At 72.2% G+C, this 21,144-nt stretch carries 20 protein-coding genes; 13 read left to right on the plus strand and 7 right to left on the minus strand.

Annotation, left to right across the window (positions count from 1 at the left end; all coding sequences use genetic code 11):
* The 4 genes from B073_RS0102850 to B073_RS0102865 form a co-directional block, all read right to left on the minus strand.
* Positions 1-4,743, minus strand: coding sequence for a putative T7SS-secreted protein (locus B073_RS0102850; RefSeq protein WP_018536580.1), 4,743 nt, complete (start codon positions 4,741-4,743; stop codon positions 1-3).
* Positions 4,740-5,354 carry a hypothetical protein gene (locus tag B073_RS0102855; protein ID WP_018536581.1) on the minus strand — a complete coding sequence of 205 codons (615 nt, stop codon included), beginning with the start codon at positions 5,352-5,354 and terminating at the stop codon, positions 4,740-4,742. Before B073_RS0102855 ends, B073_RS0102850 begins: the two co-directional genes overlap by 4 nt.
* A 13-nt stretch (positions 5,355-5,367) precedes the next feature.
* Positions 5,368-5,799 carry an SseB family protein gene (locus B073_RS0102860; protein WP_018536582.1) on the minus strand — a complete coding sequence of 144 codons (432 nt, stop codon included), beginning with the start codon at positions 5,797-5,799 and terminating at the stop codon, positions 5,368-5,370.
* 150 nt (positions 5,800-5,949) lie between these two features.
* The gene (locus B073_RS0102865) at positions 5,950-7,614 is read right to left on the minus strand and encodes a PLP-dependent aminotransferase family protein (RefSeq protein ID WP_078507863.1); all 1,665 of its coding nucleotides are present in this window, start codon (positions 7,612-7,614) and stop codon (positions 5,950-5,952) included.
* 28 nt (positions 7,615-7,642) lie between these two features.
* Here B073_RS0102865 and B073_RS0102870 point away from each other — a divergent pair, with 28 nt between their 5' ends.
* On the plus strand, positions 7,643-8,626 hold the full coding sequence (locus B073_RS0102870; RefSeq protein WP_078507864.1) for a methyltransferase domain-containing protein: 984 nt from the start codon (positions 7,643-7,645) through the stop codon (positions 8,624-8,626).
* 12 nt (positions 8,627-8,638) lie between these two features.
* On the opposite strand, the gene B073_RS0102875 is transcribed toward B073_RS0102870, so the two are convergent.
* Complete coding sequence (locus B073_RS0102875; RefSeq protein WP_018536585.1) at positions 8,639-9,460, minus strand: helix-turn-helix transcriptional regulator; 822 nt, start codon at positions 9,458-9,460, stop codon at positions 8,639-8,641.
* Positions 9,461-9,592: 132 nt separating this feature from the next.
* Here B073_RS0102875 and B073_RS0102880 point away from each other — a divergent pair, with 132 nt between their 5' ends.
* The 3 genes from B073_RS0102880 to B073_RS0102890 all read left to right on the plus strand — a co-directional run bounded on the left by B073_RS0102880 (position 9,593) and on the right by B073_RS0102890 (position 12,686).
* Positions 9,593-11,062: an MFS transporter gene (locus B073_RS0102880; protein ID WP_026246993.1), complete on the plus strand. Its 1,470-nt coding sequence runs from the start codon at positions 9,593-9,595 to the stop codon at positions 11,060-11,062.
* A gap of 188 nt (positions 11,063-11,250) precedes the next feature.
* Positions 11,251-11,502: a hypothetical protein gene (locus B073_RS0102885; protein ID WP_018536587.1), complete on the plus strand. Its 252-nt coding sequence runs from the start codon at positions 11,251-11,253 to the stop codon at positions 11,500-11,502.
* Positions 11,503-11,513: 11 nt separating this feature from the next.
* Entirely contained in the window at positions 11,514-12,686 is a 1,173-nt protein-coding gene (locus tag B073_RS0102890; RefSeq protein ID WP_026246994.1) for an SPFH domain-containing protein, read from the plus strand.
* A gap of 92 nt (positions 12,687-12,778) precedes the next feature.
* Here B073_RS0102890 and B073_RS0102895 read toward each other — a convergent pair whose 3' ends face one another.
* Entirely contained in the window at positions 12,779-13,291 is a 513-nt protein-coding gene (locus tag B073_RS0102895) for a MarR family winged helix-turn-helix transcriptional regulator (RefSeq protein ID WP_018536589.1), read from the minus strand.
* 353 nt (positions 13,292-13,644) lie between these two features.
* Between B073_RS0102895 and B073_RS0102900 the strand changes: the two genes are divergently transcribed.
* From B073_RS0102900 to B073_RS0102910, 3 genes are all read left to right on the plus strand, one after another.
* Positions 13,645-14,856 carry a cytochrome P450 gene (locus B073_RS0102900; protein ID WP_018536590.1) on the plus strand — a complete coding sequence of 404 codons (1,212 nt, stop codon included), beginning with the start codon at positions 13,645-13,647 and terminating at the stop codon, positions 14,854-14,856.
* A gap of 107 nt (positions 14,857-14,963) precedes the next feature.
* Positions 14,964-15,158, plus strand: coding sequence for a ferredoxin (locus B073_RS0102905; protein ID WP_018536591.1), 195 nt, complete (start codon positions 14,964-14,966; stop codon positions 15,156-15,158).
* Between the two features lie 295 nt (positions 15,159-15,453).
* On the plus strand, positions 15,454-15,834 hold the full coding sequence (locus B073_RS0102910; protein ID WP_018536592.1) for a hypothetical protein: 381 nt from the start codon (positions 15,454-15,456) through the stop codon (positions 15,832-15,834).
* A gap of 93 nt (positions 15,835-15,927) precedes the next feature.
* Here B073_RS0102910 and B073_RS0102915 read toward each other — a convergent pair whose 3' ends face one another.
* Positions 15,928-16,899, minus strand: coding sequence for a helix-turn-helix domain-containing protein (locus B073_RS0102915; RefSeq protein ID WP_078507865.1), 972 nt, complete (start codon positions 16,897-16,899; stop codon positions 15,928-15,930).
* Positions 16,900-16,951: 52 nt separating this feature from the next.
* On the opposite strand from B073_RS0102915, the gene B073_RS0102920 reads away from it, so the two are divergent.
* From B073_RS0102920 to B073_RS48690, 6 genes are all read left to right on the plus strand, one after another.
* Complete coding sequence (locus B073_RS0102920; protein WP_018536594.1) at positions 16,952-18,007, plus strand: NAD(P)-dependent alcohol dehydrogenase; 1,056 nt, start codon at positions 16,952-16,954, stop codon at positions 18,005-18,007.
* 236 nt (positions 18,008-18,243) lie between these two features.
* Positions 18,244-18,414 carry a 50S ribosomal protein L32 gene (rpmF, locus tag B073_RS0102925; RefSeq protein WP_018536595.1) on the plus strand — a complete coding sequence of 57 codons (171 nt, stop codon included), beginning with the start codon at positions 18,244-18,246 and terminating at the stop codon, positions 18,412-18,414.
* A gap of 128 nt (positions 18,415-18,542) precedes the next feature.
* The gene (locus B073_RS38965) at positions 18,543-19,037 is read left to right on the plus strand and encodes an LAETG motif-containing sortase-dependent surface protein (protein ID WP_018536596.1); all 495 of its coding nucleotides are present in this window, start codon (positions 18,543-18,545) and stop codon (positions 19,035-19,037) included.
* Between the two features lie 27 nt (positions 19,038-19,064).
* Positions 19,065-19,745, plus strand: coding sequence for an RNA polymerase sigma factor (locus B073_RS0102935; protein WP_018536597.1), 681 nt, complete (start codon positions 19,065-19,067; stop codon positions 19,743-19,745).
* Positions 19,742-20,329 carry a hypothetical protein gene (locus B073_RS0102940; protein WP_026246997.1) on the plus strand — a complete coding sequence of 196 codons (588 nt, stop codon included), beginning with the start codon at positions 19,742-19,744 and terminating at the stop codon, positions 20,327-20,329. Before B073_RS0102935 ends, B073_RS0102940 begins: the two co-directional genes overlap by 4 nt.
* A gap of 50 nt (positions 20,330-20,379) precedes the next feature.
* The gene (locus B073_RS48690) at positions 20,380-21,021 is read left to right on the plus strand and encodes a DUF4232 domain-containing protein (protein WP_051093890.1); all 642 of its coding nucleotides are present in this window, start codon (positions 20,380-20,382) and stop codon (positions 21,019-21,021) included.
* Positions 21,022-21,144 lie beyond the last annotated feature (123 nt).

Below are 21,144 nucleotides of genomic sequence, written 5' to 3' on the forward strand. Positions count from 1 at the left end.
TCAGTTCTTTCCGTGACTTATTATTCGTCCCGCTACATCCAAGGGTTGCTGGCCAGGTATAAGATACACGTCCGGCCGATCCAGGGAGCGCCACACATCGAGCCCTCGGACGTCGATCTCCAGAAAGTGGCTGAACTTGTGTCCGGCCCACGGCACACGCAAAAAAGCATGCGACAACTGTCCAGCCGTTTTTGTCCCTGGCCGTACATCCGAGAGATATTGACCATCACCGTACCGGGCATCCTTCGGATTGTTGGCCTTCAGTGACGGCCGAAGTTCCCCGCTCTCCGTGATCCCCCGGTACCCCTTTTCGTTGGTGTAGTGAAAAAGCGAACCGAGGTCATCCCCGCGGACAACCTCCACTCCCTCCGGAGTGCATGGAGTTAGACCGAGCGGGTCTGCCCAGGTATGCGGATTCTCGACATATGCACTCGGGTTGGGTGCGGGGGCCAGACCGAGGGGATCCTTTGAAAGATATCGCCCACACTCCGCGTCGTAGTAGCGGTGGACGTTGTAGTGCAGACCCGTTTCAGCGTCAAAATATTGGCCTGGAAAGCGCAAGGGTGTGTACGCAGTCGCAGTACGGTTCCAAGCCGTGGATCCCCAAAGGGTGGTGCGGGCACGCCAGGAAACGTCACCGGACTCGTCGACCAAGTCGGTTGGGGTCCCAACGAGGTCCGCAACAATGGCGAAAAAGCGGTGATCTATTTCTTTCTGAGACGCATCGGCAAGAGTCTTACGCTCGGTCTGGGCAATGGGGCGCAAGCCGTCGTAGTCCCAGGTGAGGGTGATCAGGTTGGGCGAGTTAGGGCAACTCGTGGTCTCTTCGGCGAGAGTGGCGCCGTCCCAGGAGCAGTCGACCTGCTCGGTGGCCGATCCATCATCCGCGAGGCGTCGCTTCCCGATTCGGCGGCCCAGGCCGTCGTATACGTAACGCCATGGCTGGCCATCGGGGGGCTCGACCGCGGTGAGGCGGTCTTCGGCATCCCAGGTGTAGCGCCAGGTGACCGGCTTGCGGGACAGCCGGATCTTCTGGCGGAGGATGATCCGGCCTTGGGCATCATGTTCGTAGCGGACGTGGCCCGCGTTGGCTATTCGTGTGCCGGTGTAAGTGCGGGAGCCGCGAGCTTCCGGGTTCGGGTGTTGTGAGGGCCACTCGGCAGTGGTTTGGTTACCTGCCTGGTCGTATGCGTAGGTTTCCGTCCATCCGCGGGCGCTCACGGCCGTGACACGGCCTGCCGCATCAAGGTCGAAGGTGCACGAGCCGTTGAGGTGGTCGTCGATGCTGACGAGGTTGCCGTCAGGACGATAGGCGTAGTTCCGACGGTGCAGGGTGCTGGCGTCGGCACCGACGAGCGTCTGTCCTGTGAGGCGGCCAGTTGGGTCCCACGTGCTCGTGAGCGTGAGTGCTTCGCCGATGCGCCGGGTGATCTCGCGCCCTGCTGCGTCGCGTTCGAAGTCCAGGGTGTGGCCGGAAGCCGTAAGCGTTGTGCGGTTCCCTGCCGCGTCGTAGGTCCAGGTGCTGGTGGCCCCAGACGGGGTGGTGCGGGAGGTGCGGCGGCCCAGGATGTCGTATGTGTACGTCATGGTGCGGCCGTTGACCGTTTCGGTCAGTACGCGGCCCAGGGCGTCGCGGGTGTAGGTGACGGTGGCGTCGGGGTTGGTGGCCTGGTGGAGGTTGCCGGCGGGGTCGTGCGTGTAGGTGGTGACCAGTCCGGCGGCGTTCTTCTCGGTGATGCGGCCGAGGGCGTCGCGGGTGTAGGTGGTGACCTCGCCCAGGGCGTTGGTGCGGGTGGCCAGTTGGCCGGCTGCGTCGTGGACGTAGGACAGGACGCGGCCGTCGAAGTCGGATTCGGATATCAGGCGGCCGGCGCCGTCGTAGGTGTAGTTCCAGGTGAGGCCCTGGGGGTTGGTGACCTGGGTGAGGCGGAGTTCGGTGTCGTGGGTGAACTCGTAACGGACGCCGTCGGGGTCGGTGCGAGCGGAGAGGAGGTCGAAGTGGGTGTATTCGAAGCTCGTGGTCTGGCCGATGGCGTCGGTGTGGGTGAGGCGGTTGCCCTCGCCGTCGTAGGTCCATCTCTCCGTGGCGCCGGTGGGGTCGGTGCGGGCGGCGAGTTTGCCTTCGACGGTCCACTGGAGGTGGGTGGTTGCGCCGAGCGGGTCCGTTATGGCGGTGGTGCGGCCGAAGGCGTCGCGGGTGTAGTGGGTGGTGTGGCCCAGGGGGTCGGTGACCGAGAGGGGGAGACCGGCGGCGTTGCAGGTGATGTGGGTGGTGTTGCCGAGGGCGTCGGTGACGGAGGCGAGGTTGCCGCGGGCGTCGTGGGTGTAGGTGGTGGTGGCGCCGAGGGGGTCGGTGGTGGCGACGCGGTGGCCGTGGGAGTCGTAGGTGTGGGCCCAGGTGGTGCCGTCCGGGCCGGTGACGGTGCGGGGGTTGCCGTGGGCGTCGTAGACCGTGGTGGAGGTGGTGCCGTCGGGCAGAGTGACCGTCACCGGGCGGCCCGCGTCGTCGTAGGTGAAGTGGGTGGTGCGGCCGAGGGCGTCGGTGGTGGAGAGGATGCAGTGCTTGGTGTCGCGGGTGGTGCGGGTGGTGGCGCCGGTCGGGTCGGTGGTCGCGACGATCTGATGGCGATCGTTGACCTGGTAAGTGGTCAGCTGATCCTGGGAGTTGAAGAAGCGGTGGGTGCACCGGCCCGTCTCCGGGTCCGGGTCGCCCCAGATGTAGCGGGCGCGGAGGTGGCCGGCGATACCGCCCTGTGACGTGCAGCGGTCGGCCTCGTCGTAGGCGTAGATGTAGCTGCTGCCGTTGGTGTCGGTCCAGGAGGTGATGCGGCCGGCGTCGTCGTAGGTGAAGCGGAGGGGGCGGTCGGAGGCGGGCTTGGTGACGGTGGCGAGGTGGCCGAAGGCGTCGTAGCCGTAGGTGACGAGGAGTTGGTCGCTGCCGTCGGGGGCGGCGCCGGCCAGGTGGAGGGCGGTGATGCGGGCGCCCTCGGTGCTCCCGTCGGCGGTCCTCTCGGTCGTCAGGAGGAGGCGGTAGCCCGCGCTGTGGGTGATCGCGGTGGGCGTGCCGTCTTCGGTGTAGTCGAAGGTCTGGTGATTGCCGTGGCGGTCGGAGATCTCGTCGAGGAGGGCGAGGTTCTCGGTGTAGGTGGTGAAGTAGCGGCGGATTCCGGTTTGCGGGTCGACGAGGAAGTAGTCGCCGTCCGGGGTGCGGGCGAGTGGGGCGCCGTCGCCTTCGAGGGGGAGCGTCGGGACGCCTACGGCCGGGTGCGGGTAGAGGAGGAAGTTGCCCTCCTCGCCGATGAGGATGACGCCCTCGGAGTCGATCTCCAGGCGCTGGTCGAGGGTGGACATCCATGTGCGGCCGAACCAGCGACCGGTGCGGTAGGACGACTCGAAGGTGCGGGTGAAGGAGAGCGGGAGGCTGCCGGGCAGACTGATGTCGGTCTGCGGAAGGATCATGCGCCCGGTGGCCATGTCGATGGGGTCGCTGCCGAAGGTCTTGCACCAGCGCGTACGCAGACGGTCGCGAATCGTTCGCTTGCCGCCCTCCTTGACGGCGTTACGGGCGGCGCCTTTGAAGGCGTCCTTCGCGCCCGCCTTCAGCGCCCCCTTGGCCAGTCCGCCCGCCCCCTTGCCACCGATGAGGTTGCCGAGGAACTTCCCGGATGCCTCCGCCGGGTCGCTGCCCCAGCCGGAGCCGAGCATTCCCTTGGTCATCTCGACGGGGTGCAGGGACGACTGCCCCAGACCGAGGAGGGTGGTGGAGAGGTTCGAGCCGAACTGGATGGGGTGGGCGATGTTGTACGGGTCGAGGGGGTTGACCGTGCGGGCCAGATTGACGGTCTCGATGCCGGCTTTCGCGACGCCGCCGAGCAGATGCATGCCCTCGGCGGGGACGGCATCGAAGCCGTCCTTGACGGCCGCGCCCGCCAGCTCCGTGAACTGCGGCTTGTCGGGGGCGTGCGCCAGGGCGCCCTGGACGGCGTTGCGCGCCCGCTCGGCGGACTCGTCCCGCTGACTGCGGGCGTTCTTGAGCATGTCCTGGGCGGCCTCGCGGCCCTCGGTGCCCGGGTCCACGAAGTCGCCGGGCGGGGTGGGCTGTGTGCCGGGGTCCTCACCTCGCTCGACGGCGGAGTTGTAGCGCTCGGCCTGCGCCACGTACGCGTTGGCCTTCGACTTCCATGATTCCAGGGCGTTTTCGCGGGCCTGCTCCGCCTGGCGGTACTTCTCGATCGCGTCGGACGCCTTCCCCTGCGCCCAGGAGACCGTCTCCGCGTACGACTTCAGCGCCTTGTACGCGTCGTCGCAGGCATCGGCGGCGTGCATCCACTGCTTGGGGTGCATGTCGAACGCCTCACGGAAGGCGTCGGCGGCCTGGCCGCTCCAGTTCTGGCCGGAGCCCAGCTTGCGCATCCCGTCGGCCACGCGGTTGAACGCCACCGCGAAGTCCTTCAGATGGGAGGCGGTTTCGTTGAGCTTCTCGACGTCACCATGGATGAGCTGTTTGGGATCGTCGGTCTCGCCCAGCCGGCGCTCGTCGACCTGGGCGCCCAGCGCGCCCGCGATCTTGTCGCCCCCCGCGCGGACCTTCTCCGCGGCGCCGTCCGCGCCGATCGCCTCCAGGCCGTCGCCGAGCTTGTCGGCACCGAACTCGGCGATCTCGCCGACGCCGCGCTCCGCGGCATCCGTGAGCTCGCCCACCCCGTCGGCGACCTTGTTGACGCCTTCCTCGAACCAGTTCACTTGTCGCCGCCCCCGTGTGTCTGCTCCGCCTCCACGATCTTCTTCGAGGCGTCGGCCAGGTCATTGCCCACGTTCAGCGCGCGGCCCGCGGCGGCGGACGCATCGTGCCCAAACCGCCGGAAGGCGCCGTCCACACGCTGGTACGACTCCCGGGAAGCCTTCGAGTTCGGGTCGTAGTCGAAGTCCGTGTTGGCGTCGATCACGTCGTCCTTGAGCTTGCTCCAGGACGTCTTGTGCAGGTCCTCCGCCGACCTGGTCGGATCGCCGACCGCGGCGTTCACGCCCTGCTTGAGGAGGTCGGAGGCGTACTGCTCCTGCTCGTAGTAGTTCCCGGCGGTGAGGCCCAGCTTCTCGGAGAACGTGTTGGCGTCCTGCATCAGAGTGCGGACGCCCCAGCCCCAGCGGTCGCAGAACGAGGAGAAGACCGTCGCCAGCCCGCCGTCGCCGCATTCCACGGAATCCAACGACAACCTGTCGAAACCCCGGCCGAGTTGGGCCTCGATATCGAAACCCAGCTCCTTGAGTTCGCTCATCGCGGCATTTATGCCTTGGGTGAGCTGCTCAAAAGCCTCCGGGTCGGTGCGGTAGCCGTCGCCCTCCATGAGCCCCATGGACGTTTCCCCCCTAGACGTGCGTGGTGCTGCCCTGTGCCTCGGCAGGCGAGGGCGCGGATATGCCGTTGTCCACGTCCACCGCGACGTGGTCCGGGACGATTCCCGACACTGGCGGGAAAAGCATGCCCTGAGCGCTGCCGGCGTCCAGGGCCACGCCCGCCGGGCCCTCGACGGCGGGTATCAGCACGTCAAGGATCCGGGCGCCGGTCACGGTGGCGTACTGCCACTCCGTCGCCGGGTCGCTCCCTCGGCCAGCGGCAAAACGGGACAAGGAATCTTCGTCACTGAATGCGTAAAGCCAGCGGATACCGTCCAAATCGGTGGCCAGAAAGGCTTCGTCGGCGATCGGAAGTATGACGACTGTGCGCCGGAATTCACCGATGAGGGCGGCCGGATTCGGCCGTCCTTCGTGGAACGCCACCACCTCGTCTGCCAACGGCATGGCGAGCCCCTCCCCCCGTTGCTGTTCAGCTCAGTTCACTTCACTTCAGCTCATCTGCTGGATCCACTTTCGCATACGGCACTGACAACGCCGCCGAGCATGCCTCTGGCGCTCCATAAACCGGCCGACGGTTCTTTTTGTGTTCAAGCATTAGGGGGTGTCAGCTGAGCGTTCGTCCTCTGCCATGGGTTCATCGTTCGGCCTCGCCGTCCCGGGGTGGCTCGCGGCGTGCAGTGCGTCCGACAGGATGGCGACGCCCTCCGTCAACTCGCCGGGTGTGCGCGCCGCGTAGCCCAGTACGAGGCCCGGTCGGCCGTAGGGGCGCTGACTGTGCCAGGACAGCGGGTGGAGCTTGACGCCGCGGGCGAGGGCGGTGGCGGCCAGTTCGGTGTCGGGCGGGACGGCGGGCGGGAAGGTGAGCGTCAGGTGGAGGCCGGCCGCGGCGCCGTGCACGACCGCCTCCGGGAGGTGGGCGCGGACCGCTGCGATGACCGCGTCCCGGCGCGCCCGGTGGCGGCGGCGCAACTGACGTGTCAGGCGCTCCAGTTCACCGGTTTCCATCAGGCGGGCCAGCACCAGTTGCGGCAGTGTGGCATTGCCGAGGTCGGCGAACCGTTTGGCGTCCGCCAGCGCCTCCCGGTAACGGGGCGGGGCGAGGAGCCAGCCGACCCGTAGGGCGGGGGCCAGGAGCTTGGAGACGCTGCCCGCGTAACAGACGTGGTCGGCGAGGAGGGAGTGCAGGGCGGGGACCGGCGGGCGGTCGTAACGGTGCTCGGCGTCGTAGTCGTCCTCGATGATCAGGCCACCGGTGTCGCGCGCCCAGCGGAGCAGATCGCGGCGCCGGGCCCCGTCGAGCACCACGCCGGTCGGGAACTGATGGGCCGGGGTCAGCAGGGCGGCCCGTACACCGCTCGCGCGCAGCGCGTCGACCCGTACACCGTCCTCGTCCACCGGGACGGGCGGGGTCGCCGCGCCCCAGTGGTGGAGGTGCTGGCGAGCACCGAGGGAACCGGGGTCCTCCACGGCGATGGCGTCGATGCCGTCGGCACGGAGGACCTGGGTGACCAGCCCGAGTGCCTGCGCCGTACCGGAGACGATCAGGACGTCGGCGGGGTCGGCCCGTATACCGCGGTTGCGGGCCAGCCAGTGGACGACGGCGCGGCGGAGTTCGGGGGCGCCCCGGGGGTCGCCGTAGCCGAAGGCCGAAGACGGGAGCGCGGTGAGTACCGCGCGCTCGGCGCGCAGCCAGGCGGCGCGGGGGAACGAGGCCAGGTCGGGCACGCCGGGCGTGAGGTCGATCCGCGCGGGAGTCGCGCGGAGGGCGTCGAAGATGTCGCTGCGGGGCGGGGCGGCGAAGGGGGCGGCGAACGGAGTGCCCCTGGGGGCCGTCGCACCCGTGTGCGTCGCCGGTGGCGCGCCGGCCAGTGCGGGCACGCCTGTGGGGCCGTCGCCGGTCGTGAGAGGGGCGGCGACCACCACCGTGCCGCCGCGGCCCCGTCCGGCCACCTGGCCGTCCTCCCGCAGCCGTTGGTACGCCTCGGTGACCAACCCGCGCGAGACCCGCAGCTCGGCGGCGAGCACCCGGGTCGCGGGCAGCCTGCTCCCGACCGGCAGCCGGCCGTCGGCGATCGCCCGCCGCAGCTCTCCCGCCAGCCAGTCCGCCCGGCCCCCTACGGGCACCCCGGCGATCCTCAACTGGAGGAAGTCGGAGCCGGAGTCCGGACCAGAGCCGGAGCCGGAGCCGGAGCCAGCCCCGTCCCTGGGCAGTTGCTCAGCTATGGCCCCGTCAACCGCACCCTCTTTGGACCTGTCCATCGGACCATTCTCCAGCGACCGTTGCTCCATGAACGCGCAAGCCCAAGCCCAAGCCGAGGCCCAGGAGCCCCAGGCCCAGGCTCAGCCCCACGCCCTGTCCCCCTCCACATCCCCATCCACAGCCCCATCCGCAGCCCCAACCCCAGCCGCACCCCCAACCGTCACCCCAGCCACCCCCCTGGCCACCTCCCCCGCCTACGTCCACGGCTACTCCGACCAGGAGGCGCGCCGCCTCGGCGACCAGGCCGACACGCTGGCCCAACTCCTGCACGCCGGAACGGCCTACCCGGCCGGGAGCCACGTCCTGGAGGTGGGCTGCGGCGTCGGCGCGCAGACCGTGCACCTGGTCGGCAACAGCCCGGGCGCCCGTATAGCCGCCCTCGACCGCTCCGCGTCCTCCCTGGACCAGGCCCGCGCCCACCTGGCCGCGCACGCCCCACACGCCTCGGCTCATGTGACCTGGCACCGCGCCGACCTGCATCAACTCCATTTCCCCGACGCCTCCTTCGATCACGTCTTCCTCTGCTTCGTCCTGGAACACCTCTCCGACCCCGTACGCGCGCTGACCGAGCTGCGCCGCGTACTGCGCCCGGGCGGCACCCTCACCGCCATCGAGGGGGACCACGGCACGGTCGTCTTCCATCCCGACAGCCCGGCCGCCCGCCGGGTGATCGGCCACCAGGTCCGCCTCCAGGCGGCGGCCGGCGGAAACGCGCTGCTCGGGCGGCAGTTGCATCCCCTCCTCCGCGCGGCCGGCTTCGAGGACGTCGCCGTCCGGCCGCGTACCGTCTACGCGGACGCGAGCCGGCCCGGCCTCGTCCACGGCTTCACCCTCCGGACCTTCATCGCCATGATCGAGTCCGTACGGGACGAGGCCCTCGCCGCGGGGCTGACGACGCCCGCCGAATGGGACCGTGGCATCGCCGACCTACGGCGCGCCGCGGAGCCCGGCGGCAGCTTCCACTACACGTTTTTCAAGGCCCTGGCCGTCCAGCCGACCGGCCGGGGCTGACCAGCGACGACCTCAGCACTCCAGCAACCGGGGCAGCTTCTCCCCCGTCGCCTCGTCGTGCGGCATGCACACGAACAGCTTGACCCCGGGTGCCTCCAGCGCCGCCAGTTTCACGTAATCGAAGATCAGCGCCCCGACCCGCGGATGCCGGAAGGTGCGCCGGGTGCTTCCCAGGTCCGCGAGGTGATGCGCCTGCCACCACTGTGTGAACTCCGGGCTCAGCGCGGAGAGTTCCCGGACCAGCCGATCGCATCGCGGATCGCCGAACCGCTCGCCGGCGTCCGCCCGGAACTGGGCGACGAGGTCCCGCGCCTGCTCCTCCCAGTCGCCCAGGAGCGTCCGCATCGTCGGGTCGACGAAGACCACCCGGAGCAAGTTGCGCTCCTCGGGGGGCAGTCGGCCCGGGTCGCCGATCAGCCCGGCCTCGGCGCGGTTCCAGGCGACCAGGTCCCAGTTGGCGTCGAGCAGATATGCCGGGTGCGGGTCCAGGGCGTCCACCAGGCGCTGCAGGGCGGGGCCGGGGCCGGAGCGGTCGGGCTGCTCCGGGGGGAGTTCGCCGGCCAGCGCGTACAAGTGGCGCTCCTCGACCGAACTGAGCATCAGGGCACGCGCCAGACTGGCCAGGACCTGGCGGCTGACGCCGATGTCCCGAGCCTGTTCCAACCAGGTGTACCAGGTGACACTGACACCGGACAGCTGGGCGACCTCCTCGCGCCGCAGCCCTGGCGTCCGCCGCCGGGGCCCGGCCAGGATGCCCGCGTCCTGCGGAGTGATCCGCTCCCGGCGCGCACGCAGGAACTCCGCGAGGGCGCGCCGCCGGTCCTCGTCGGCCATGGACTCTCCCGGGGGGCGACACCCGGCCGCCGACGGGCCGTCGGCCGGCCGTCCGCACACGGTCGGTGGTAGCGAAAACACCAGCATAATCGGTCTCTGTACGGGCGTTCGGGGCTGCGCGAGCGTTGCGCCATGGCTCAGACATCCCGTCCTGCCGAGGCTGCGCACGCCGCCCCGGCCCCTCTTCCCGCGCCCCCGGTGACGGCCTCCCGGGGCGCCCTCGCGCTCATTCTCACCGGTGCCTTCGTGGCCGTCCTCGACACCTTCATCGTGATGGTCGCGGCGCCCGCCATACAGGCGGACCTGCACGCCTCCGACGCCGACGTCCAGCTGATCCTGGCCGGCTACCAACTCACCTACGCCATCGCCCTGATCACCGGCGCCCGGCTCGGCGACCGCTTCGGCCGCAAGCGGCTGTTCCAGTGGGGCATGGCGCTGTTCACGCTCTCCTCGGTGGGCTGTGCGCTGGCACCCGGCGCGGGTGTGCTGATCGCCGCCCGGCTCGCCCAGGGGTTCTCGGCGGCCGCGATGTTCCCGCAGGTCTTCGCGATGCTGCAGGTGCTGGTGCCGGCCGAGCGGCGGGCCCGGGCGTTCGGGGCGCTGGGGGCGGTGATCGGCATCGCCGGCGCCGTCGGCCAGCTGCTCGGCGGCGTCCTGGTCTCCGCCGACCTCTTCGGCTCCTCCTGGCGCCCCATCTTCTGGGTCAATGTGCCGGTGGGCCTGGTGGCGCTGGTGCTCACCGCGCGCCACGTGCCCGAGACCCGCGCCCCGGAGGCGCGCCGTCTCGACCTGCCGGGGGCCGGCGTACTGACCCTGGCGCTGGGCCTGTTGATCGTCCCGCTGGTCGAGGGGCGGGCCGCCGGCTGGCCCCGGTGGGCGTGGTGCAGCCTGGCCGCCAGTGTGCTGGCGTTCGTGGCCTTCGCCTTCGTGGAGCGCCGGGTGGACGCGTCCGGCGGGGCCCCGCTGGTACGGCTGCGGCTGTTCCGGGAGCGGCCCTTCGCGGTCGGCATGACCCTGGTGCTCCTCACCTACGCGGGCATCAACTCCTTCTTCCTGATCTTCTCGCTGACCCTCCAGGACGGACTGGGGCAGAACGCACTCGGCGCCGGACTGTTCTATCTGCCGTTCGCGGTGGTCTTCTTCGCCGCCAGCCTGCTCGCCGGGCGGCTGGCCCGCTTCGGACGGCGCGTCCTCCAGGCCGGCGCGCTGCTGGTCTTCCTCGGTTTCGCCGGCACCGTCGCGATGACCACCCTGGCCGGCCCCGAACTGACCGCCTGGTACCTGGTCCCGACCCTGGCCCTGGTCGGCGCCGGGAACGGCCTGCTGGTCACCCCGCTGCTGAGCGCGGTCCTCGCCGGCGTCCGCCCCGAGGAGACCGGGATGGCCTCCGGCGTCCTCTCCACCGGGCAGCAGGTCGGCGGCGCGGTGGGCGTCGCCGTCATCGGCGTCCTCTTCTACGGCGCGCTCGGCCCCGCCGCCCACCAGGACGCCGTCGCCTACGGCCACGCGCTGCGGTGGGCCCTCACCGCCAACGCCGCCCTCGCCGCACTGGTCTCGCTCCTGCTCCCGCTCCTCCCCGCCCCGGCAACCCGCCGCGGCTAGAACCGGCCGGACCGGGACGCCGCGCCCCCGCGAAGCCCCCGCCGCGCCCCTCCCCCACCACCCCGACACTCCGCCTGAGCGCTCCACCTAAACGGCGCACCAACTCGCCGACCTCCCGCCATAGGCCGCCGCGCACGGGGGCGCTATGGTCAGATCACAGAGAACGAAACGGGGGAGGGCAGCCATCGATGGCCCGGGACGAAGCCGTGATCGGCTGTACCGGAGTGCTGCTGATCGGCACGCGCGGAGCTGCCGGACCCGGTGAGGTTCTGGTGCGGGTCCGGGGCGGCTCCGAAACGTTTCTCGCCTGGTCCGCCGAGCCCCTGCCCGTAGGGGCGGCCGTGCTCGTGATCGAGTCCCGTGGCCATCGCCAGGTCAACGTCATGGAGTGGGTCGATCCGTTGGACGCGTCGGCCGGTGATCCCGGCGACGCTGGTTGAGGAGACGAGTGATGTTCGGTTACCGCGTTCCTGCCCCTGATCAAGCCATGCTGATCTCCGGTGGCAGGCGGGGGCAGGGCGGTGCGCCATTCCGGGTGGTGACCGGCCACGGCAAGTTCGTGCTGCCGGTCTTCCGCAAGGTCCGCTTCCTGACGCTGGCGCTGTGCGAGTCCGAGGTCGCCGAGAAGTGCGTGACCAGGCAGGGCATCGCGCTCACGGTGCGCGCCGTGATCGCGTTCAAGGTCGGCAACGACACCGAGAGCATCGTCAACGCCGGCCAGCGCTTCCTGTCCGACCAGGAGCAGATGTCGATCCTGACCGGCCGGATCTTCGCCGGTCATCTGCGTTCCATCATCGGCTCGATGACGGTCGAGGAGATCGTCACCGAACGGCAGAAACTGGCCACCGAGGTCCTGGAGACGTCCAAGACCGAAATGGCCAAGATCGGCCTGATCGTCGACTCGTTGCAGATCCAGTCGATCGACGACGGCGACACCGGCTACATCGAGGCGATGTCCGCCCCGCACAAGGCGGCCATCCAGCGCCAGGCACAGATCGCCCAGGCCCAGGCCACCCAGGCATCCGTCGAGGCGCAGCAGGAGGCGGCGCGCAATCAGGCCGAGTACTCCCGCCAGACCGCGGTGGTCCAGGCCGAGTACTCCGCCGAGGTGGACCGCGCGCAGGCCCAGGCCGCGCAGGCCGGCCCGCTCGCCCAGGCCCACGCCCAGCAGGAGGTCCTGGCGGCCCAGACCGAGCTGGCCGAGCGCCGCGCCCGGCTGCGCCAGCAGGAACTGGTCGCCGAGGTCGTCAAGCCCGCCGAGGCGGAGGCCGAGCGCATCAAGCTGCTGGCCATGGCCGAGGCCGAGCGGATGAAGATCCAGGCCGAGGCCGCCGCCTCGTACGACCGGGTGGCGCTGGACCGGATGCTGATCGACCAGCTCCCACAGATCGTCAAGGAGGCGTCCGCGGGCCTCGCCAACGCCAACGTCAACGTCCTCAACGGCACCGACGGCCTCGGCGAGATCGCCGCCGGCCTGGTCGGCCAGGGCCTGACCATCCTGGACTCGGTCCGCCGCAACCTCGGCACCCCGTCCCCGTCCGACAGCACCGGGAACTCCGGCGCCGCTAACGGGAACGGCACCGGGACCGGCACCGGCCACAGCGGCCGCGTCGAGATCGAGTAGCGCCACCGGCCGGCGGTCGGGGGTCGGTGGCGTCCGGCCGACGCCCCCGACCGCCGGCCATCCGGCCCCGGCCCGGCCCAGCCCGAAACGCCCTACGCCTCCCGCGCGTCCTGCCCCCGCCCCCCGGGCCCCTCCTCCCCGCCGTGCTTGTCGCGGACGTAGTCGACGAGGCGCTCCAGAACGGCCTTGGTGGTGTCCAGTTCCGCGGGGTCGAAATCGCTGAGCGCCTGGCGCAATCCGGCCAGCCGGGCCTGCCGGAAGCTCTCCAGGACGGCCCGGCCGCGCGGCGTGATCGCGATCCGGCGGGCCCGCCGGTCCAGTTCGTCCGGGGTGCGCTCGACGAGGTCCTGCGCCTCCAACTGCCGGATCTGCCGGGTGACATGCGGCGGCTCGACCATCATCTGCACCGCGAGATCGCCGACCCGGCTGACCCCTCCGCTGTCCTCCAGCGCCATCAGCAGATAGAGGTCGGAGCGGCCGGCCGTGACCCCCGCCTGGCTCGCCTGCCGCTCGTGCGCCTGCGAGCGGGTGAGCAGATAGGACAGCGTGGCCAGCACTTTTTGCAGTGCGGCGGTGGAGTCCTGGTGGGTCGCGGGGTCCGGCATGGGGGAACTGTAGCGGGCGTTGGTCCCCCGATCCGTAGCGCTCCGTACCAGGATCCGGCCGACCCCGGACCACGCGGATCGGATGCGGACCGCTGTGCCGATCGCTACGAGGATCGCTATGCGGATCGGTATGCGGACGGGTATGTCGGCACGACCGGAACCGCACCGGAGCCCCGGCTGCCGGGCCACCAGGCCGCCCGTCGCACCCCGAACCGGCCGACGTGCCAGCCAGTTTGAGCCAACATCGTTCCTGCCGCGATACGGCCTTCCCTCCCCCGCCCGGCCTGAGTTAGCGTGACGACAACTTAGTTACCTAAGTTAGGTAACTAAACCCACGCGGAAGGACCGGCCGCATGACGACCGCAGAACGCACCGCTCCCCCCGACGCCCTCACCGTCCCGGCCAGCCGCGCCCCGGGCTGCCCCTTCGACCCCGCCCCCGGCATCACCGACGCGACCCGCACCGAACCGATCACCCGGGCCACGCTCTGGGACGGCTCCCCCTGCTGGCTGGTGACGGGCCATCAGGAGGTCCGGGAGGTGCTCGGCGACCCGCGCTTCAGCGCCGACGCCCACCGCCCCGGTTTCCCGTTCCTCACCGCCGGTGCCCGTGAAATCGTCGGCAACAGCCGGACGTTCATCCGCATGGACGATCCGGAGCACGCCCGGCTGCGCCGGATGCTCACCGCCGACTTCATGGTCAAGAAGGTCGAGGCGATGCGCCCCGAGGTGCAGCGCCTCGCCGACGAGCTGCTCGACCGGATGACCGACGGGCGCACCACCGCCGATCTCGTCACCGACTTCGCGCTGCCGCTGCCGTCCCTGGTGATCTGCCTGCTGCTCGGCGTCCCCTACGAGGACCACGAGTTCTTCCAGGAGCGGAGCCGCATCCTGCTCTCGCTGCGCTCGACGCCCGCGGAGGTCCGGGCGGCCCAGGACGAGCTGGTCGAGTACCTGGCCCGGCTCGCCCGGGCCAAACGGGAGCGGCCGGACGACGCCATCGTCAGCCGCCTGGTCGCCCGCGGCGAACTCTCCGACGCGGACATCGCGACCATGGGCCGACTGCTGCTGGTCGCCGGCCATGAGACGACCGCCAACATGACCGCGCTGTCCACCCTCGCCCTGTTGCGCAATCCCGACCAGCTCGCCCGTCTGCGCGCCGAGCCCGCGCTCGTCAAGGGTGCCGTCGAGGAGCTGCTGCGGTATCTGACGATCGTCCACAACGGCGTTCCGCGGATCGCCACCGAGGACGTCGTCATCGGCGGCCGCACCATCCGCGCCGGCGAGGGCGTCCTGTGCATGATCAACTCGGCCAACCGGGACGCCGAGGTCTTTCCCGGCGGCGACACCCTCGACGTGTCCCGGGACGCCCGGCGCCATGTCGCCTTCGGCTTCGGCGTCCACCAGTGCCTGGGTCAGCCGCTGGCCAGGGTGGAGCTCCAGATCGCACTGGAAACCCTGATCCACCGGCTGCCGGGCCTGCGGCTGGCCGTTCCCTACGAGGAGATCCCGTTCCGCAGCGACATGGCGATCTACGGGGTGCACTCGCTGCCGATCGCCTGGTAGGCGCGTCACCCCCGCCCGCCGCCACGAAACCCCTACCTACCCGGCAACCACTCTCAGGCCACCCCTTACCCTCAACTGCCAGCCACCACCCACCACTTGGGAGCACCATGCGCATCCATGCCGACCAGGAGAAGTGCTGCGGCGCCGGCAGCTGCGTCCTCGCCGCGCCGGACGTCTTCGACCAGCGGGAGGAGGACGGCATCGTGGTCGTCCTCGACGCCGAGCCGCCCGCCGCGCTCCACGACGCGGTCCGCGAGGCGGCGGCCGTCTGCCCGGCCGCGGCGATCACGGTGACCGACTGACCGACCGATCACGGTGACCGACTGACCGACAGGCAGACGACCGACGGGCGGGCGACCGGCAGGCCGCCCCACGGCCCCGCGCCCCAACGCCCCGGCTCCCGCCTCCCCGCGGGGCCGGGGCGCCGCCGTACCCACCCTGCCGCGCTACCCACCCCACCGAAACCCGCCCCCGCCGACGGATCGATTCGGCGGCCCCCCTTCGAGTGACGGCGCGCATCACCGGACGCCCGCGTGGGAAGCGAACAGCCCGCAGCCCGCATGACGCCAACTCCCGTGGCCCGAAAGGACGTTCCGCATGCGCCGCCTCCGCCGCGCACCGGCCGCCGGCACCGGCTCCCCGGTCCTCGCCCTGGCCCTCGCCCTGGCCCCGGTCCTCGCACTGGCCCTGCCCGCCGCCTCGGCCCACGCCGCCACCGGCGTCTTCACCTACGTCTACAAGGACCCGTACGGCAGGGTGCGGACGGGGCTCCTCGTCGACCCGGAGAGCAGGAGGTGCCACCCCCTCCCGGGGGCCATCCAGGAGTACCTGCCGCCCGCGCACTCGCCGCACAACGGCACTTCGTCCGCCGCCACGGTCTTCACCGGACCCGACTGCACGGGCGACCACTTCACCCTGCGGCCGGAGGGCGGCCACGGCTCGGAGCGCCTCAAGCTCCGCTCCGTGCGCTTCGCCTGAGGGCCTGAGGTCCCGAGGTCCTGAGGCCCCCCCCAATTCCCCATCCCCCGCCCGTTCGAGGGGCGTACAGCCGCCGCGCCCCTCGAACGGGCCCTACTGGCCCTCCTCCCCCACGCCCGCCGCGAGCCTCCGCAGCGCCGCCTCCGACGGTGTGCCGGCCTCGGCGTGATGGGTCACCAGGACCTGTTCCGGGTCGGCGGCGACCAGCAGGGACTCGTAGGAGAGCGTCAGCGGGCCCGCCACCGGGTGGTTCAGCTGCTTCACGCCGAAGCTCTTGTCCCTGATGTCGTGCCGGGCCCAGAACCGCCGGAACTCCTCGCTCCGCCCGGTCAGTTCGGTGATCAGCCCGATCAGCGCGGGATCGTCCGGGTACCGCCCGAGCTCGCGCCGGAGCAGCGAGACCGTCATCTCGGCCTTGCCCTCCCAGTTCACGTACAGCGCGCGGGTGGCGGGGTCCAGGAAGACCTGCCAGGCCATGTTGCGGTGCTCGGCGGGCAGGGCGGCGAAGTCGCCGAAGAGGGCGCGGCCGAGCCCGTTCCAGCCGATGACGTCCAGCCGCCGGCCCAGTACGAAGGCGGGCACCAGCTCCATCGCGTCCAGCAGCTGCCGGCACGCGGGACCCACCCGCTGCGGGCTGGCCGGGGCCTCCTCGGGTCCGGACGGGCGAGCCGGGAGCGGGCGGGCGGCCCGGATGCGCCGGGCGCGCGGGCGGACCAGGTGCCGGAGGTGGTCGCGCTCGGCGGGCGTCAGCCGCAGCGCGGCGCCCAGCGCCTCCAGCACCGCGTCCGAGACATTGCTGACATGGCCCTGCTCCAGCCGGATGTAGTACGCCACACTGACCCCGGTCAGCTGCGCCAGCTCCTCGCGGCGCAGGCCCGGCACCCGGCGCAGTCCGCTGCCCTCCGGCAGCCCGACGTCCCCGGGCCGCAGCCGGGCCCGCCGGGAGCGCAGGAACTCGCTCAGCTCGGTGCGCCGGTCGACGACCGCGGGCGCCGGCGGCTTCCCGGGCCGCCCGGGCCGCCCGCCCCGCAAGGTGGTTCCGTCAGTGGTAGGCACGGCATTCATACGTTCAAGAGTGCACTGGTTGGGGCCCGCGGAACGACGCACGCTCGATGGCATGACCCACACCTCTGTCGCCGCGTACGCCGCACCCGCACCGAAGGCACCGCTGGAGCGGACCACGATCCCGCGCCGCGAGCTGGGTGCCCACGACATCCTGATCGACATCAAGTTCGCCGGTATCTGCCACTCCGACATCCACACCGTGCGCGCCGAATGGGGCGACGGCGGGAACTTCCCGATCGTCCCCGGCCACGAGATAGCCGGCGTGGTGGCCGCGACCGGCCCCGAGGTCACCCGCTACCAGGTGGGCGACCGGGTGGGCGTCGGCTGCTTCGTCGACTCCTGCCGTACCTGCGAGAACTGCCTGGCCGGCCTGGAGCAGTACTGCACCGGCGAGCTCGGCACCGTCAACACCTACAACGACACCGACCGGAACGGCGAGGTCACCTACGGCGGCTACGCCACCCACCTGGTCGTCGACGAGAACTACGCGCTGCGCATCCCCGACGCGCTCCCGCTGGACGCCGCGGCCCCGCTGCTGTGCGCCGGCATCACCCTCTACTCCCCGCTCGCCCACTGGAAGGCGGGCCCGGGCAAGAAGGTCGCGGTGGTCGGCCTGGGCGGCCTGGGGCACATGGGCGTGAAGATCGCGCACGCCATGGGCGCGGAGGTCACCGTCCTGAGCCAGTCGCTCCGCAAGAAGGACGACGGGCTGCGGCTGGGCGCCGACCACTACTACGCGACCAGCGACCCGGCCACCTTCGAGGCGCTGGCCGGCACCTTCGACCTGATCGTCAACACCGTCTCGGCCAACCTGGACCTCAACGCCTACCTCGGCCTGCTGCGCACCGACGGCACCCTGGTCCAGCTCGGCGTCCCGGAGAACCCGCTGCCGCTGGCGCCGTTCGCCCTGATCGGCGGCCGGCGGTCGGTCGCCGGCTCGCTGATCGGCGGCCTCGCGGAGACCCAGGAGATGCTCGACTTCTGCGCCGAGCACGGTCTGACCTCGGAGATCGAGGTGATCGGCGCGGACCGGATCAACGAGGCGTACGAGCGGGTGCTGGCGAGCGACGTCCGCTACCGCTTCGTGATCGACACCTCGACGATCTGAGCCGACGCACCGATCCGAGCCGACGCACCGATCCGTCGCACCCGTGCGAGGTGAGCGCCCGGGGCCGCCCCCACTGGCCGCCCCGGGCGCTCCGCGTGCCGTGACCCCTGGCACCGCCCGCACAGCATAATTGGAAACGATGCCCATTTCCATATAGCCTCCGTCGCGATCGGTACCCGCTGTCGGTACCGCGACCGGTACCCACCCGACTCCCCGACCCACGGAGGCCCGCCACCATGGCCGTACCGAAGCGCAAGCTCTCCCGCAGCAACACCCGGCACCGCCGCGCCCAGTGGAAGGCCAGCACCCCCAAGCTGGTGCCCCTCACCCTCGACGGCTCCGTCCACCGCGTCCCGCAGCACCTGGTGAAGGCGTACCAGCGCGGCCTGCTCGTCCCGGAGGACTGACCCGGCCGTGACGCGCCCCGGCTGCGGAAAGTTTTTCGCGCCGGGCGGCAACCCCGCCCGGCGCCGCACGTCGTCTCGGGTGAGGGCGCCCTCCGGCGCCCCCCGTTGACGAACTGGAGCAGCCGACCGTGAACCCGTCCCGTACCGCGCGCACCTCCCGTACCGTCCGCCACCGCCTGAGCCGTTCGGCCGGTGCCGGACTGCTCGCCGCGACAGCGCTCACCACCGTCGCGACAGCCGGCACCGCCCAGGCCGCGCCCGCCTCGGGCCCGGCCGCCGCCCACCCGTCGCACACCCCCACCAACCCCCCGAGCCACCGCGCCACCCCGACCCCGGCCCCCACCCAGCCGCCCGGCCACAGCGCCTCGCCCTCGCCGGCGCCCACCGACCCCCCGGGCCACAGCGCCACCCCGTCGCCGGTCCCGACGCTGCCGCCGGGCCACAGCGCCACTCCCGCGCCCGCCCCCAGCCACCCCGCCCCGGCCCAGGACGGCGGCGACCGCAAGCAGCTCGCCAAGACCGGTTCTTCCTCCGGCGCCACCCTCGCGCTGGGCGGCGGCGCGGCCGCCCTGATCGCCGCGGGCGGCGGCGCGCTCTACGCGGTCCGCCGGAAGCGCGCCTGACCCCGCCCGGGCGAGCCCGAGGGAACGATGGCCCACTACGCACCGCACCCGGCCCCGGCACGGTTCGCCCTGCCGGGGCCCCGGCCTGCCGCCTGGCGCCGCCTGCTGCGCGCCGTCCGCCGCGGGTCCCCACCCCACCCGGCCGCGCCGGTCCGTCAACTGTCGCCCACCGCAGGCCAGTTGACGTACGAACGAGCCGACGCGCCGCCGTCGGAACCGCACCGCCCGACCATCACCGAGCTGTACCACGCGCACCGGCTGAACATGGTCCGGCTGGCCGTCCTCCTCGTCGACGACCGCGCCACCGCCGAGGACGTCGTCCAGGACGCCTTCGCCGCCCTCTACAAGCGCCACGGCGAACGGCTCGGCGAGGTCGACAACGCCCTGGCCTATCTGCGGACCGCGGTGGTCAACGCCGCCCGCTCGGTGCTGCGCCGCCGCCGCACCGCCCGCGACTACACCCCGCCGCACGAGACCGCCGCGCCGTCCGCAGAGGAGCGGGTGGTCCTCGACGAGGAGCACCGTGAGGTCCTCGCCGCGCTCGGCGGGCTCACCGCGCGCCGCCGCGAGGTGCTGGTCCTGCGCTACTGGGGCGAACTGACCGAGGCGGAGATCGCGGCGACCCTGGGCATCAGCCGCGGCGCGGTGAAGTCCCTGGCCAGCCGCGCCCTGGACGCCCTGGAGAAGATCCTGGAGGAACGGTCTTGACCACCCGCGACACCGCCCCCGGGGAGGCCGCCGCGGAACGGCCCGTCGAGGACCGCCTGCGCCGGGCCCTCGCGGCCCGCGCCGACGCCGTCGGCATCCACGACCTCCGCCCGGCGGCGCCCCCGGGCCCGCACCTGCGCCGCACCCGCCTCCCCCGCCCCGCCTTCCTCGACCGGCTCCGGCCGCGCCGCCTCGCCCTGCCGCTGGCCGCCGCGGCGGGCGCCGCCGCCCTCGCCCTCGCCGCCCACCTCGCCACCGCCCCCGAACGCCCCGCGCCCCCGCCGCTGCCGGCCTCCCCGCCGACGCCGGCCCCGGCCACCCCGCCCCCGGGCACCGCCACCCCGTCGCCGTCCCCGTCCTCCCCGGTCCCGTCCACGGAGCCCGGCCACGGCGCCGTCCGCACCTCCCCGCCCCGCCCCGGCGCCCGCCCGACGCCCGACGCCACCCCGACCGTCCCGCCCGTCCCGAGCCACCGGCCCTCCGGCCGCCCCACCGGCAACCCGGCACGCAGCGCCACCCCCACCCCCGCCCCGCCCGGCGCCTCCTCGCCGCCGCCCACCGGAAGCGCGACGCCGGGCCGCTGACCGACCCGCCCCTTGCCCGCCCCGTCCCCCCTTGCCCGAGAATCGTGCCCATGCCTTTCCGGCCCGCACCCGTGTCCCCGTCCCCGCCCCGGTGCGCCCCCGCCACCCGCCGCGCCCGCGCCGTCGCCGCCGCGCTGACCGCAGCGGCCGCCCTCGCCCTCACGGCCTGCCACGACGGCACCGGCTACCGCGCCGAGGCCGGCGGCCGGACCGCCCCCGTCCCGGCCCTCTCGCCCGCCCCCGGCACCGGCGACTCCTGTACGCCCGACATGCTGCGGTTCCACGCCGGCGCCGAGCCGCACCACCCCCGCCGCATGCTGCTCACCGTCACCAACATCTCCGACCGCCGCTGCACCTTCGCCGACCAGCCCTACCCCCTGCTGCACTTCGGCGACCGCCACCCGGGCCCGCTGCCGCCGCTCCCGTACAGCCGGCCGCCCGCCCCGGTCGCCCTGCCGCCCGACGGCACCGCCTACGCCGCGGTGATCACCGCCGCTGCGCCCGGCGGCCCCGGCGGGCGCAGCGCCCCGCACAGCACGGCCGAAAAGATGTCCCAGTTCGGCGTCGCACTGGCCGCCCGCGCCACCCCCGCGCAGGTCGGCGTCGACGGCCGCGCCCCGGTCCGGGTGGCCCCGGAGGCCGCCGCGGTCACCTACTGGCAGCCGAGCCCGGCCGCGGCCGGGAGGTGGTGACCCGGCCGCCGCCGCGGCCCCGCGCACTCGTCGCGGCCGGACGAACGAGCGATAGCCCGTTCGTGCCGTATCGGCCAGCGCATCACCCACCAATGATCCGAGTTTGCCGCTATTGATCTCCTT

It is taken from the genome of Streptomyces sp. MspMP-M5 (assembly GCF_000373585.1).
Classification (GTDB): Bacteria; Actinomycetota; Actinomycetes; order Streptomycetales; family Streptomycetaceae; genus Streptomyces.